Origin of the sequence: Burkholderia sp. AU17457, from assembly GCF_002223255.1 — a bacterium.
Lineage (GTDB): Bacteria > Pseudomonadota > Gammaproteobacteria > Burkholderiales > Burkholderiaceae > Burkholderia > Burkholderia sola.
Map to the genome: position 1 here is coordinate 1,427,514 of NZ_NKFB01000005.1, position 14,387 is coordinate 1,441,900.

9 protein-coding genes are annotated in these 14,387 nt (G+C 65.8%); 6 read left to right on the top strand and 3 right to left on the bottom strand.

Features of this window, described 5'->3' with window-relative positions:
- The first annotated feature begins 34 nt into the window (after positions 1-34).
- The 5 genes from CFB49_RS23680 (at position 35) to CFB49_RS23700 (ending at position 8,868) form a co-directional block, all read left to right on the top strand.
- The gene (locus CFB49_RS23680; protein WP_089492472.1) at positions 35-3,454 is read left to right on the top strand and encodes a hybrid sensor histidine kinase/response regulator; all 3,420 of its coding nucleotides are present in this window, start codon (positions 35-37) and stop codon (positions 3,452-3,454) included.
- Positions 3,455-3,521: 67 nt separating this feature from the next.
- The gene (locus CFB49_RS23685; RefSeq protein ID WP_089492828.1) at positions 3,522-4,457 is read left to right on the top strand and encodes a response regulator; all 936 of its coding nucleotides are present in this window, start codon (positions 3,522-3,524) and stop codon (positions 4,455-4,457) included.
- A 649-nt stretch (positions 4,458-5,106) separates the two neighbouring features.
- A complete protein-coding gene (locus CFB49_RS23690) occupies positions 5,107-6,522 on the top strand; it encodes a sugar porter family MFS transporter (RefSeq protein WP_069618030.1) in 1,416 nt (471 codons plus the stop codon).
- A gap of 57 nt (positions 6,523-6,579) precedes the next feature.
- On the top strand, positions 6,580-7,308 hold the full coding sequence (locus CFB49_RS23695) for an HAD family hydrolase (protein WP_089492473.1): 729 nt from the start codon (positions 6,580-6,582) through the stop codon (positions 7,306-7,308).
- Between the two features lie 30 nt (positions 7,309-7,338).
- The gene (locus CFB49_RS23700) at positions 7,339-8,868 is read left to right on the top strand and encodes a mannitol dehydrogenase family protein (protein ID WP_089492474.1); all 1,530 of its coding nucleotides are present in this window, start codon (positions 7,339-7,341) and stop codon (positions 8,866-8,868) included.
- On the opposite strand, the gene CFB49_RS23705 is transcribed toward CFB49_RS23700, so the two are convergent.
- Positions 8,857-10,809 (bottom strand): FUSC family protein, encoded by a 1,953-nt coding sequence (locus tag CFB49_RS23705; protein ID WP_089492475.1) that lies wholly within the window; start codon positions 10,807-10,809, stop codon positions 8,857-8,859. The two genes, CFB49_RS23700 and CFB49_RS23705, sit on opposite strands and share 12 nt — an antisense overlap.
- A gap of 91 nt (positions 10,810-10,900) precedes the next feature.
- A complete protein-coding gene (locus tag CFB49_RS23710; protein ID WP_089492476.1) occupies positions 10,901-11,998 on the bottom strand; it encodes a branched-chain amino acid aminotransferase in 1,098 nt (365 codons plus the stop codon).
- 183 nt (positions 11,999-12,181) lie between these two features.
- Between CFB49_RS23710 and CFB49_RS23715 the strand changes: the two genes are divergently transcribed.
- Entirely contained in the window at positions 12,182-12,640 is a 459-nt protein-coding gene (locus CFB49_RS23715) for an Lrp/AsnC family transcriptional regulator (protein ID WP_069618052.1), read from the top strand.
- Positions 12,641-12,790: 150 nt separating this feature from the next.
- Here the strand turns inward: CFB49_RS23715 and CFB49_RS23720 are convergent, their stop codons facing one another.
- Positions 12,791-13,939 (bottom strand): porin, encoded by a 1,149-nt coding sequence (locus tag CFB49_RS23720; protein WP_089492477.1) that lies wholly within the window; start codon positions 13,937-13,939, stop codon positions 12,791-12,793.
- Between the last annotated feature and the right edge of the window lie 448 nt (positions 13,940-14,387).

Here is a 14,387-nt window from a genome sequence, read left to right on the forward strand (position 1 = left end):
TCGTGCCGCTTTCGCACCATTTCGGATCATCTTCATGTCCCAGAGTCACCCGTCAGTGGGCGCGCCCGGTACGCAACGCATCGTCAAGGTGCGTCGCGACTACAACGCCTGGGTCGGCGACGAAACCCTCGAGGACTACGCGCTGCGCTTCACGCCGCGCTCGTTCCGGCGCTGGTCGGAGCTGCGCGTGGCCAATACGGCGATCGGCGCCGTGTCGTTTCTGGTGCTGGAGGCGATCGGCGGCAGTCTCGTCGTCAACTACGGCTTCACGAACGCGGTCTGGGCCATTGCGGCCGTCTCCGTGCTGATCTGGCTCACCAGTTTGCCCATCAGCTATTACGCGGCGCGCTACGGCGTCGACATGGACCTGCTCACGCGCGGCGCGGGCTTCGGCTATATCGGCTCGACGGTCACGTCGCTGCTGTACGCGGTGTTCACGTTCATTTTTTTCGCGCTCGAAGCGGCCATCATGTCGCTTGCGCTGCAGCTGTATTTCCATATTTCGCTGGCGATCGCCTACGTCGTGAGTTCGCTCGTGGTGATCCCGATCGTCATGTTCGGCATCACGCTGATCAACCGCCTGCAAAGCTGGACGCAGCCGCTGTGGCTCGCCTTGTTCGTACTGCCCTACGCCGCCGTGCTGTGGCGCCATCCCGACCTGATCGCGCAATGGACCACCTTCGCGGGCTTCGCGCCGCAGGGCCGCGCGTTCAGCCTGATCGCCTTCGGTCAAGCGTCGACGGTCGTGTTCGCGCTGATCGTGCAGGTGGGTGAACAGGTCGACTATCTGCGCTTCCTGCCGCCGCTCACCGCGAAGAACCGCACGCGCTGGTGGTTCGCGTTGCTCTCGACGGGGCCGGGCTGGATCGTGCCCGGCGCGCTCAAGATGCTGGGCGGCGCATTGCTCGCCTTCATCGCGCTCCAGTACGAAGTCGATGCCGGCCACGCCACCCAGCCTACGCAGATGTACCTCGTCGCCTATCATCTGCTGCTCGATCCGTTGGGGCTCGCGAGTTGGGCGCTGCCCGCGATGACGCTGTTCGTGATCGTTTCTCAGTTGAAGATCAACGTGACCAACGCCTATGCGGGCTCGCTCGCGTGGTCCAATTTTTTCGCCCGGCTCACGCACAGCCATCCGGGCCGCGTGGTATGGCTCGTGTTCAACGTCATGATCGCGTTGCTGCTCGTGGAAATGGGCGTGTTCGATGCGATCGCCAAGGTGCTGTCGCTCTACGCGAACATCGCGATCGCTTGGATCGGCGCGCTGTTCGCCGATCTCGTCATCAACAAGCCGCTCGGCTACAGCCCCCGACATATCGAGTTCAAGCGCGCGCACCTCTACGATGTGAACCCGGTGGGCGTCGGCGCGATGCTGATCGCGGCCGCCGTCGCGATGCTCGCGCATAGCGGCCTGTTCGGCGCGCTCGCCCAGGCGATGTCGTCGTTCATCGCGTTCGGCGTGGCGTTCGCGTGCGCGCCGGTGCTCGCGGTACTCACGCGCGGTCGCTATTACATTGCCCGCGCCGCGCAACCGACCGGCGACGCCACCTCGCTGCGCTGCGCGATCTGCGAAAACACCTTCGAACCCGACGATACGGCGTACTGCCCGGCCTATGGCGGCACGATCTGCTCGCTGTGCTGCTCGCTCGACTCGCGCTGCCACGACCGCTGCAAACCGCACGCGCGCTTCGCGTCGCAGGCCGACCGCGCGCTGCATCGCGTGCTGCCCGGCGCGCGACTCGGTCCCGCCGCGCTACGCCTGATCCACTATGCGAGCCTCGTGATCGCGATGCTCGCGGTGCTGGGCAGCGTGCTCTACCTGATCTGGTCGCAGAGCGCGACGTCGATGAGCGCCGCCGGGCCGTCGATCGGCCATGCGCTCTCGGGCAGTTTCCTGAATATCTTTCTCGCGCTCTCGCTGGTGGGCTGCATCGCGGCCTGGTGGTTCGTGCTCGAGCGCGAAAACCGCCGTGTCACGCAGGAAGAGTCGCAGCGGCAAAACGAATTGCTGATGCTCGAAATCGACGCGCATCAGAAAACCGACGCGGCGCTCAAGCGCGCGACCGCCGCCGCGGAATCGGCCAATCGGGCCAAGAGCCGTTACGTGTCCGGTTTGAGCCACGAGTTGCGCACGCCGCTGAACAGCATTCTCGGCTACACGCAATTGCTGCTGCAGGCGAAGGAAGAACTCTCGCCCACGCGCTACAACGCCGTGCGCACGATCCATCGCAGCGGCGAGCACTTGCTCGCGCTCGTCGACGGTCTGCTCGACATCGCGCGCATCGAGGCGGGCAAGCTTCAGTTGAACATCGCCAAGGTATCCCTCGCCGATTTCGTCGCGCATCTGACGTCGATGCTCCGTCCGCAGGCGCTCGAAAAGGCGCTCGCCTTCGACGTGCGGACGGTCGGCCGGCTGCCCGCCACCGTGCGCACCGACCAGAAGTGCATGAGTCAGATCCTCACGAACCTGATCGGCAATGCGATCCGCTTCACGTCGAGCGGCACGATCACGCTGCGCGTGAGTCACGTGCTCGATACGCTCAAATTCGAGGTGATCGATACCGGCCCCGGCATCCCGCCCGCCGAAATGGAGCGCCTGTTCCTGCCGTTCGAACGCGGCGAAGCGGCCCATGCGTACGATCACGGCGCCGGCCTCGGACTCACGATCTGCCGCCTGCTCACGCAAGCGCTCGGCGGCAGCCTCGAAGTGGACAGCGAAGTCGGGCACGGCACGCGCTTCGTGGTGCGCCTGTTCGCCCCGGCCGTCGACGCGGCGGCCGAACCCCCCACCGAACTCGCGTCGATTCGCGGCTATACGGGGGCGCGCCGCACCATTCTCGTGGTCGACGACCTCGACGACCAGCGCGACATCGTCGTGCAATTGCTCACGCCGCTCGGCTTCGACGTCGCCGAAGCGGCCAGCGGCACCGATGCGCTGCGCTGGCTGGCGATGCACACGGCGGACGCGATCATCATGGACATTTCGATGCCGTTGATGGACGGCTACGAAACCAGCCGCCTGATCTCCGAGAATCAGTTGTCGAGCGCGCCCATCGTGCTGCTCTCCGCCAACGCGTTCGCCGACGACCGCGATCGCGCGAACGCGACCGGATGCAAGGGTTATCTGGTGAAACCGCTGCAGGTGAATCTGCTGCTCGACAAGCTTGCCCAACTGCTTGCACTCGACTGGATTGCATCCGAGACAGGCGCGAGCGCGCCGGCCGCGCCGCCGCCGCTCACCCCCGCCGTGTGGCCGCGCGGGCTCATCGAGCATCTGCATGCGCATCTCGAAGTCGGCTACGTACAGGGCGTGATCGAACAGCTCGACGCCGCCCGTGAGGCGTGGCCCGCGTTGCGGGATCAAATCGACGCGTTGCGCGCGTTGGCGGAACGTTTTCAGCTAAGGGAACTCGAGCATGAGCTTGACCGACTCGCGCGCGGCGCAAACGCGTGACGCGCACACCACGATCGCGGCCTCCCCGATCGTCGACGCCCCGGCCGCGTGGCTGCGCGAACGGCCGATGATCCTGATCGTCGACGACACGCCGGAGAACCTCGCCTTTCTGTCCGATACGCTGCAGGCGAACGGCTACGCGGTGATCGTCGCGCTGTCCGGCGAGGACGCGCTCAAACGCCTCGCGCGCGTGACGCCCGACGTGGTGTTGCTCGACGCAATGATGCCCGGCATGGACGGCTTCGAAACATGTGTGCGCATCAAGCAGGACGGACGGCACGAGCATCTGCCCGTCATCTTCATGACTGCCTTGACGGAAAGCGAGCACGTCGTACGCGGCTTTCGCGTGGGCGGCATCGATTACGTGACCAAGCCGGTGCAGCCGGAGGAGTTGTGCGCGCGCATCGGCGCCCACGTGCGGCGTTCACGCGCGCAGTTGTACGCGGAGGCCGCACTGTCGCTCGACACGCGCGCGGCGCTGATCGTCGGCGCGGACGGCACGATTCGGTGGCAAAGTCCGCAGGCGGCGCATCGCATCGCTGCATACGCGACTGCGCATGACGCCCCCGATGCCCGGCAAACCGCGAACGCACGCGATACCGATGCGCCGCCGAAGCTGCCTGCGCTGCTGCGCGCCTGGTTCATCGACTGGCTCGCGCGCGGCGCCCCAGGCGACGCCGTGCACGAATTCGGCTCGGGCCAGATACGCCGCTCGGCCAGTGCGACACTCGGTCCGGAGCCGGGCGAATGGATCGTCATCCTCAAGGAGCGGGACGACACCGTGCATTGCAATGCGCTCGCCGAACGCTTCGGCCTGACGATGCGGGAGGCCGAAGTGTTGCTCTGGGTGTCGCACGGCAAGACCAACCGCGATATCGGCGACATTCTCGGCATCGCCTCGCGCACGGTGAACAAGCATCTCGAGCACCTGTTCCGCAAATTGCATGTCGAGACCCGCGCGGGGGCCGCCGCCGCGGCGATCAAGATGCTCGAGCGCACGTGAAAGGCGCGGGCCGCGGAATGGTCCGTTTTCGCAGCCCTTATCGGGCCGCTCGCCGGGACATCATTTCGTAAACTTGATCTTTTGCTCCGATTCTGGATAATTGTTCATGCCTTGAGCGCCATGTGCCTTGTCGCTCGCGCCACGAGGCCGTAGCCCGCCAGCCCCTCTTGGCTGGCATCCCCTGTTTCGGCGCCTGACCAACCGGTCCGCCGAAATACCGTCACGATTCCCCCGGCAACGGCGGAATCGTTCGCCTGCAACGCAGGCCGTGAAGCGCCAGAGGAGACACTGGCGCCTTGCTCCAAAGTGCGGCTCCAGATCGTGCTCAACCAGAGGAATCGTCGCGCCCTCGATCCAAACCGGTTTGGACGGGCCGTGAGCGAGTTCCCTACTCGGTGACCGACATGACGAAGCAATCAACCCGCGTACCAACCGGACGTCCCTCCTATCGGCGCGTTCCATTTGCCCGACGCGGCGGCACGCCGCCCGGCCACGTCCCCGCGCTCGCCTGAGCGCCGGTCCGCGCCGTCCCGCTCCGCGGCTTGATCGAGGCGTTACCGCACGTGCGGCGGCGCCTTTTACCGGAGCGGACGCATGCCGTCACGTTTCGTTCGCCCGTGCGACGAACCGCATCACAAGGAAAACCGTCATGGCTTCTGACTCCGCCCTTCCCGACACACCCGCGGCCCGCCCCGGGCCCACTCCCTCCGCCTACATGCGTACCGTCGCATCGATCGCGGCGATCGCCGGCGGACTCTACGGATACGACACCGGCATCATTTCGGGCGCGCTGCCCCTCATCGCGCGAGAGTTCGCGCTCGACTACCGCGCGCAGGAGCTCGTCGCCGCCGCGATCCTGCTCGGCGCGGTGATCGGCGCGCTGGCCGGCACCCGCATGTCGGCTGCGCTGGGACGCCGCAAAACCATTACGATCGTCTCGGCGATCTATGCGGCCGGCGTGCTGGCTGCCGCCCTCTCGCCCGACGTCTGGTCCCTTGCCGCTTCCCGGCTCGTGCTCGGATTCGCGGTCGGCGGCTCGACGCAGATCGTGCCGACCTACATCGCGGAACTCGCGGAGCCGGACAAGCGTGGCCGCCTGGTCACCTACTTCAACGTATCGATCGGCATCGGCATCCTGCTCGCGGCATTGATCGGCGTCGCGGGTAACGACCTGTTTTCCTGGCGCGCGATGATCGGCATCGCGGTCGTCCCGTCCGTGATCCTGATGGTCGGCATGACCCGACTGCCGCGCAGCCCGCGCTGGCTCGTCGAGCAGGATCGCATCGCCGACGCGCATGGCGAGTTGTCGAAGGTGCGGGCATCCCAGGCGGCCGTCCGGCACGAGATTGCCGATATTCGGGACGTGGTCGAGCGGCAGCAGGACAGCGCGACATCGGGCTGGCGCACGATGCGCGAGCGCTGGGTACGCCCCGCGCTCGTTGCCGGCCTCGGCGTCGCCGCGTTCACCCAGCTGAGCGGCATCGAGATGATGATCTATTACACGCCGACGTTCCTTCGCGACGCGGGATTCGGCGCGTCGGCATCGCTGTGGGCCGCACTCGGCGTCGCCATCACGTATCTCGTGATGACCTTCATCGGCAAGCTGATCGTCGACCATGTCGGCCGCCGTGCGCTCAGCCTGGCGACGCTGCCCGTCGCGGCTGCCAGCCTCGTGCTGCTTGGCTGCCTGCTGCGCGGCGACTTCGTTTGGCCCATGCAGCAACTGTGGATCGTCATCTGCCTGATCGCATTCATGGTGTTCAACGCCGGCGGTATCCAGGTCATCGGCTGGCTGACGGGCGCCGAAATCTACCCCGTCGCGATTCGCAACCAAGCCACCGGCGCGCACGCGGCGATGCTGTGGGGCTCGAACCTCCTGCTGACCGGCACCGCGCTGACCGTGACCAAATGGCTCGGTGTCGGCGGGGCGATGTGGGCGTACGCGTGTCTCAACGCGCTCGCCTGGGTGTTCATCTTCTTCATGGTGCCGGAAACGCGCGGTCGCAGTCTCGAGGACATCGAACGCGCATTGAAGCGCGGAACCTTCGGGCCGCGCCATTCCTGATCGCCCCCCCGGTCAAGCCAGTTACGTCCATCCCGCCTTCTCGTCACGGAAACCGACATGAACGAACTCACCGACATGCGTCGACTTTCTGACCTCGCGCTGATCAGCGATTGCGACGGCGTGCTCGTCAACAGCGAGGCCATCGCCGAACGCATCATCGTGACGCGCCTCGAGCACCTCTGGGGACTCGCCGGCCTTCGCGACGTCGTGCGCCCCCTGCTCGGCATGCGCGCCGAGCAACTGCTGCGCACGGTCGCAACCATCGTCGATCGGCCGCTCGCCGACGACACGCTGGTGGCGATTCGCGCGGACGTCCACGCAAACGCGGTCAATGCACCGGCCATCGACGGCGTGCGCGACGCGTTCGCCGCCATCCCGCTCGTCAAGGCATGCGCAAGCAACAGCGATCTTGCGTACGTGCGCAGCGTGGTCGACCGGATCGGCCTGGCCGACATGTTCGGCGAACGCTTGTTCACGGCCGACCAGGTGCCCTCGCCCAAGCCCGGCCCCGATGTCTATCTGGCCGCTGCCCGTCGCATGCATGTCGCGCCCGAACGGTGCATCGTCGTCGAGGACAGCGCGACCGGGACGGCAGCCGCGATTGCCGCCGGCATGACCGTACTCGGTTTCGTGGGCGCCGCGCATGCGGCACGAACCCAGGCGGACAAGTTGCGCGCCGCCGGTGCGTACGTCGTCTTCGACGACATGGCCGCGCTGCCGTCGCTCGTCGAGCGCTGGCTGCAACACCTGCACGGCACGACGCCCGATTTGCGCATGCGCGCCTGACCTTCCTCGAACCCGACACACCCCGCGATCATGAACGACAACGCCTTCCCTCTGGCGCCCGAAGACGGCGCGCCCCATCCGCTCTCCGATGCGACGCTCGGACGCGTGGCACCGCACGTCGCCGTTCCCGCCTACGACCGTCTTCGCCTGAGCGCAGGCATTGCGCATATCGGCGTCGGCAACTTCCATCGCGCCCATCAGGCGCGCTACATCGATCACGTGCTGCATCTGCCCGGTCACGAAAAATGGGCAATATGCGGAATCGGACTGGGTAACGGCCCGGCCTCGGTCGCAAAGGCCGACGCGCTCCGCGCACAGGATTGCCTCTATACGCTGACGGAGTTCGCGAGCGACGGCACGACGATGGTGCGCGTCATCGGTGCAATGATCGAGTATCTGCACGCACCGGGCGATCCGGAGGCCGTACTGACCCGCCTTGCCGACCCGGCGATCCGGATCGTCTCGCTGACCATCACGGAAGGCGGTTACAACCTCGACGAGACGACCGGCGCATTTCGCTTCGACACGCCCGACGTCGCGCACGATCTGCTGGGGGGACCGCCCCGTACCGCGTTCGGGTTCATCGTCGAAGCGCTCAGACGGCGCCGAGCCGCCAACGTACTGCCCTTCACCGTGATGTCCTGCGACAACCTGCGCAGTAACGGCGATACCGCGCGACGCGCCGTACTCGACTTCGCACGTGCGGTCGACGTCGATCTCGCTGCCTGGATCGAGCGTTACGTGGCGTTCCCGAACAGCATGGTCGATCGAATCGCGCCGCAGGTGACGGACGCGGTCCGCGTGCGCGCCAACCGGTCGTCAGGCATCGACGACACGGCACCCGTCGTTGCCGAATCGTTCTCGCAATGGGTGATCGAGGACAGTTTCAGCGCCGGACGTCCGGCATTCGACGCCGCAGGCGTCGAATTGCGCGACGACGTCCATACGTACGAGGCCATGAAGGGGCGCATGCTGAACGCTTCTCACATGTTGCTCGCTTACCCGGCGATTCTGTTGGGGCATCGTTTCGTCCATGACGCAATGGCTGATCGCGATCTCGCCGCGCTGCTCGACACCTTCCTGACCCGGGACGTCGTTCCGATCCTCACGCTACCGCACGGCGTGTCCGCGCACGCCTATGCTCAAAGCACGCTCGCGCGCTTTCGCAACGCCGCACTCGGCGACCAGTTGCTGCGCGTCGCGCACGACGGCGCATCGAAGATCCCGGTGTTTCATGCAAAGACCATCGGAGCACTGGTCGCGCGCAACGGCGACCTGCGCCGCGAAGCCCTGCTGCTGGCTTGCTTTCAGCAGTACCTGAAGGGTGTCGACGATCGTGGCGCCCCCTTCGCCGTCAGTGAACCACAGTTCGACGCAGCGGATCTCGATCGTGTGCGAAGCGGCAATCCGCTCGCGATCCTCGACTCAAAACCGTTCGCCGCACTGGGCCTCGATGCCGACGCGGAATTCGTCGCGCTGTTCCGCACGATGCAGGCAGCCGTGGCGGCACGCAGGACGCGCGATGCCATCCGGCTGGCACTCGATGCTTCAGATGCCTGAACAACGTAGCGCTTCCCGAACATCGGTGGCGCGAACGCTGCTGTCGGAGCGATGCGACCGTTCCTCGCCCGTCGTTTTTCCGAACAGCGCATCCTCGAATGCGCGGTTGAGTTCGATCAGCTTCGCGTCGAGCCGAGCCAGTTCCCGAGGCGTCGGCAACGGAGGATCGCCGGCTATCGCGAGCGTTCCGTGCCCGACGCTCGCAGCCGCCTCGAGTGGCATCGAACGGCCGCGATCCAGATCGCTCATCAATGCATCGATTCGCGTGACGATGGCTGCGCGCGCATGTCGCTCGAATGCGACAGCCGACTCACCGAATTCAACAGGCAGGCGTGTCGCCACGATTCGTCCGTACAGCCAGCAGACCAGCAGCGTGTCCAGCAACCGTCGGGCATCGCCGGATGCACGGAGCAGGCGCCACGCGGCCAACGGCCTGATCGCCATCCGCACGTCGTGCAAACGACGATCGGCCATGCGCGTCTGCGGCGCCGCCGGGCGCGTGCCGTCGTCGCGTTCATGCACGAGTTCGCGCAGCGCCGCCAACAGGCCGTGCGAGCGCGTCGCGATGTGGCGCGACGCCGCCAGCGGCATCACCAGCATCGCCGCCGCGAGCGAGACCGCGCAGCCGATCAACACCTCGCCGATACGCAGTTCCGCAAGCGCGCCGATCTCGAACCCCAGTTGCGCATAGACGACGCCGATCAGCACCGTCAGAAAGAATACGCCGCGCCCGTAGGCATGCAGGATGTGATACGCCCAGGCAAACACACACACGCCCATGACGACGACCACGACTGCATTCGCATGATGAACGGCGCTGACGACGAGTACGCTCGCGAGCGCGCCGGCCAGCGTGCCGGCAACGCGTTGCGCGCCGCGATAGATCGTGTCGGCGCACGAATAGGTGCCGAAGAACACGACGAACGTGCTGAGCACCGCCCACATCCACCGCTCCGACGACAGCGTCTGGCCGATCAACATGGCGGCGCACGCGGCCGCCGCGGCGCGGATCGCCGGCAACCATGCAAGCGTGCGCCAGTCGGTGATCCACGGCAGCGCGCGTGCGTGCCGCGGCGTCGCGGGCGGACGTGCGGCGGCCATGCGCGCCGCCACTTCGCCGGCGACGGTTTCGAAGCGCGCAATCGCCGCGCGTAGCGCCGCGGCGGCGGCGTCCGTCCGGTCGTGGTTCAGCACGCGCCGGGCCGCCGCCATCTCCAATGCGACGAGCGCGGCGTGCAATGCACGCGCGTCGCGTTCATCGAGTGTCGACGCGTGATTCTCGAGCGCGATGGCGGCTTCGTTCAACGCGAGCAGATGCGCCATCGCACCCCACTCGCCCGCGCCCGGTACGTCGCTTCGTGCGATGCATGCCGCTTGCAGCGATACCGAGCGCGCAATGAGCCGGGGCGTGTGCGCCGCATGCGTCGGCAACAGCATCCGGCAAACGAGCACGACGCCCGCCGGGCCCGCGATCGACATCGCCAGCATGCGGCCGACCTGTAGCGCGGCCGGATGCAGATAGAGGCCGAGGTAGTACATGGCGATCGCCAGGAACGCACATCCGACCGTGCGCGGCCCTTGGGTCTGGCACAGCATCGAACAGAACAGGACCATCACGAAACCCGTCTTGCCGACGACCGGCCACGCGCTCGCGACGGCGGCCGCGGCGAAGCTCGCGCATGCGACGCCGTACTGCCACGCAAGCGATTCATACCAGTCCAGCCGGCGAGCATCGCGCAGGAAGAGTGGCGCGATCATCGCGAACAGTATGCCGACGGCGCCCGTGGTGATCGCGAGACCGTGATGAAGCGCCGGCGCAATGCCGAGCGCGCCGGCAAGCACGCTCGCCAGTGCGGCGCGCGCCCCGCCCAGCAGCCGATGAAGACCGGGGTCAACGATAAACAGGCGGTCAATGGCGCGTGACAACGAAACAGCGGACATGATCGGAGCATTCCAGGAGGCGGTGCGGCCGGCATGCCGGCCGTGGCTTTCGAGGCGACCGTCACGAGACGTGACGGCCGCCGTGCCGAACTCAAAACACGCGGTCCACCCAGCCGTGGCGATCGGCTTCGCGACCGTTCTGGATATCGAGCAGCGCCGCCTTCAGCCGCGACGTGACCGGCCCCGCGCCGCCTTCGCCGATCGTGAAGTCGTACGCGCGGCCCTTCACCCGGCCGATCGCCGTCACGACCGCCGCCGTGCCGCACGCGAACGCCTCGACCAGCCGGCCGCTGCGCGCGTCCGCCTGCCACTGCTCGATCGTGTAGCCCTCCTCCCGCACCGTGTAATTCAGTTCCCGGGCCAGCGTGATCAACGACGCGCGCGTGATGCCCGGCAGAATCGTCCCGTTCAGCGGCGGCGTCTGGATCGACCCGTCGTCGAACACGAAGAACACGTTCATCCCGCCCAGTTCCTCGATCCAGCGACGTTCGACCGCATCGAGAAACACCACCTGCTCGCAGCCTTCGCGAGTCGCCTCCGCCTGTGCGGCCAGGCTCGCCGCGTAGTTGCCGCCGCATTTCGCGTCGCCCGTGCCGCCCGGCGCCGCCCGCGTGTACTGCTCGGACACCCACAACGTCACCCCCGACGCTCCGCTCTTGAAGTACGCGCCGACCGGCGTCGCGATCACGCAGTACAGATATTCCGGCGACGGCTTCACGCCGAGCACGGCCTCCGTCGCGATCATGAACGGCCGCAAATACAGCGCCGCGCCGTCGAACGCCGGAATCCAATCGCGATCGGCCCGCACCAGCGCACGTACCGATTCGACGAACATCGCCTCCGGCAACGGCGTCATCGAGAGCCGCTCGGCCGAATGACGAAAGCGCCGCGCATTCGCATCGGGGCGGAACAACGCCGCGCCGCCGTCCGGCAGCCGGAAGGCTTTCAAGCCTTCGAAAATTTCCTGCGCGTAGTGCAGCACGAGCGTCGCCGGATCGAACCGGAACGGTTCGCGCGGCCCGATTTTCGCGTGATGCCACCCTTCATCTGCCGAGTACCGGATCGTCACCATGTGATCCGTGAACACACGGCCGAAACCGGGATTGTCGAGCAGCGCGGCGCGCTCGGCCGCCGCGACGGGTTGAGGATTGGGTTCGAATTCGAAGTGCTGGACGGAATCGGTGCTCATCGTTTGCCCCTTGATCGGCAGCGGGACCGTCCCGGCTGCTACGGGCAAAAATTTATCGTAGAAAAAATAATTTCAGGTTGCGTGTTCGCCTTAAGATGGACGCGGTTTGGCAATTCCATGCTGCAAAACTCGAAAACCCGGGCACCGCGTGCCTCAACCGAATAGGTCGGACCCATGGCCGTCATCGAACTGGACGAAATCGACCGTCGCATTCTGAAAGTGCTTCAGGAAGATGGGCGAATCCAGAACGTGGAACTGGCGCAGAAGGTGGGGCTGTCGCCGTCACCGTGCCTGCGTCGCGTCAAGCAGCTGGAACAGGCAGGCGTCATCGAGCGCTACGCGGCGCTGCTCGACGCATCGAAGATCGGCGCGGGGTTGACCGTCTTCGTCCGCATCTGGCTGACGAGCCAGGACGCGAAAACCGTCGACCGTTTCACCGAGGCGGTTCAACGTCTTCCACAGGTTCTCGAGTGCCACTTGATGGCGGGCGATTGCGATTGCCTGCTGCGTGTCGTCACCGCCGATATCGACGCCTATCGGCAACTCCAGATCGACCACCTGACCCGGATCGAAGGGGTGCAGAGCGTGAAGACCGAGATTCCGATGCAGAAGATCAAGCAGACTTCCGTGCTTCCGCTTTGATCGCGCCCGGCGCCCAGGAAACGTCGGCGCGTCGTGTCGAACCGGGACTCGCGTCAGCGATCGGGGGACAGGTATCGAACCCTCACGCGCGACCGGATGAATGCGCGTATCGTTCGCGGCGCCACGCAGCCTCCGCGAACGGCATTGGCGTCAGAAGTGATGCAGCAGCGCGATACGCGCGACATATTGATTCGGGCCCGACGAGATATCGGCGGCGCCCGGAATGTACGCGTAGTCGAAGTCGGTTCCCGTGTGCGCGTTCATCGCATGCTGATAGACGCCCTCGACGAATACCGACGTACGTTTCGACACGTCGTAATTCACCTTCGTGCTCAGTTGATGCCACTTCGGATTGAACGCGCCGACCGTCGATGCGACGCGGGCCTGCGTGTACGTGTATGCCGCGCCGACGTAAAACGCAGTCGTGAAGTGATAGAGGCCGTTCACCTCGAAGTTGTCGAATTTCCACGATTTCCACGCACCGCCCGCCGGCTGCGTCGTACCGGTGAAATACGTGTTCGAAGTCGGGTCGTAGACGTCGACGTGCGAATACGTGAATCCCACGAGCGCATTCGAGAACGCATAGTTCACGCCGATGCCGATGTTCTGCTGCGACGATGCATCGAACGTGTTGTCGCCGGTGATCGCCCCGCTCGAATCGGCATTGCGTGCGTGATTGATCTTCAGATACGACGCGCCGACCGTCAGCCCGCCCCGCTGGTATTGCAGCGCGGCGCCATACAGGCGGTTGTTCGCGAAGCCGCCCGCCTGATTGCTGAACCCGTACATCGCCTCCGCGGTCACGCCGTGCCACACCGGCGACACGTACTTGACCGCGTTATTCACGCGGAACGAGTAGTCGGTGTTGTCGTTGTCGTACGGATGCGAGAACAGGTAGCCGGTCCAGTTGCCATTCGCGGTGAGCGGCGAGAAGAGATCGACGCTCGGGTCGTACTGGCGACCGAACGTCAGCGTGCCGTATCGATCCGACGCGATGCCGACGAAGGCCTGGCGGCCGAACTCCCGACCACCCTGGTTCATTTTGCCGGTGTTGACGTCGAAACCGCTTTCGAGCGTGAAAATCGCCTGGTAGCCCGCGCCAAGATCTTCCGTGCCCTTGATGCCCCAGCGGCTGCCGTAGTCATAGCCGCTTTGCAGTTGCACGGTTCCGTGCCCGCGTGCGTTGCTCGTGTAGTTGATACCGTCCTCGATCTTGCCATACAGCGTCACGCTGCTCTGCGCATGTGCGGCCGCAGCAAGCAACGCGGCGGGCGCGACGATCCCCCAACGCTTGTTCATGACGATTTACCCCCAAGTCTTTCGTTTGCCGGTCGTAACGCTTCCGCGCTGCGTATGTGCCGCGTCGAGGCTGCTCGGCGATGCGACGGGCGCAGTGTAATGAGCCGATTTTCTGCTGTTAGCCCCTCGCGGCAGGAAGGTGCTCTTCAAAATGGGGGATGTTTGTCAGCGCGGAAAACGGCTAAGGGGCGGTTGAAAAGCACACCGGCCCGCATTCCATCGACAGTCGCGAGCCGTTTGGCGCGTGGCCCGGATCGCTGCATGGACGCACGACGGCATGGATTTTCCGTCACGCAGCGCCGCGGCCTGGCATTGAATTTCAGCGGGACGCTGCGGCGGACTGGAGCAGCATGGCCGGAACGGAGATCCGGGGATCCGTCCGTGTCGATCGAAGGCTATGACAAGGTGCGAGATGGATCGTCGATTCGCGCTAACGGCGCTATCGACC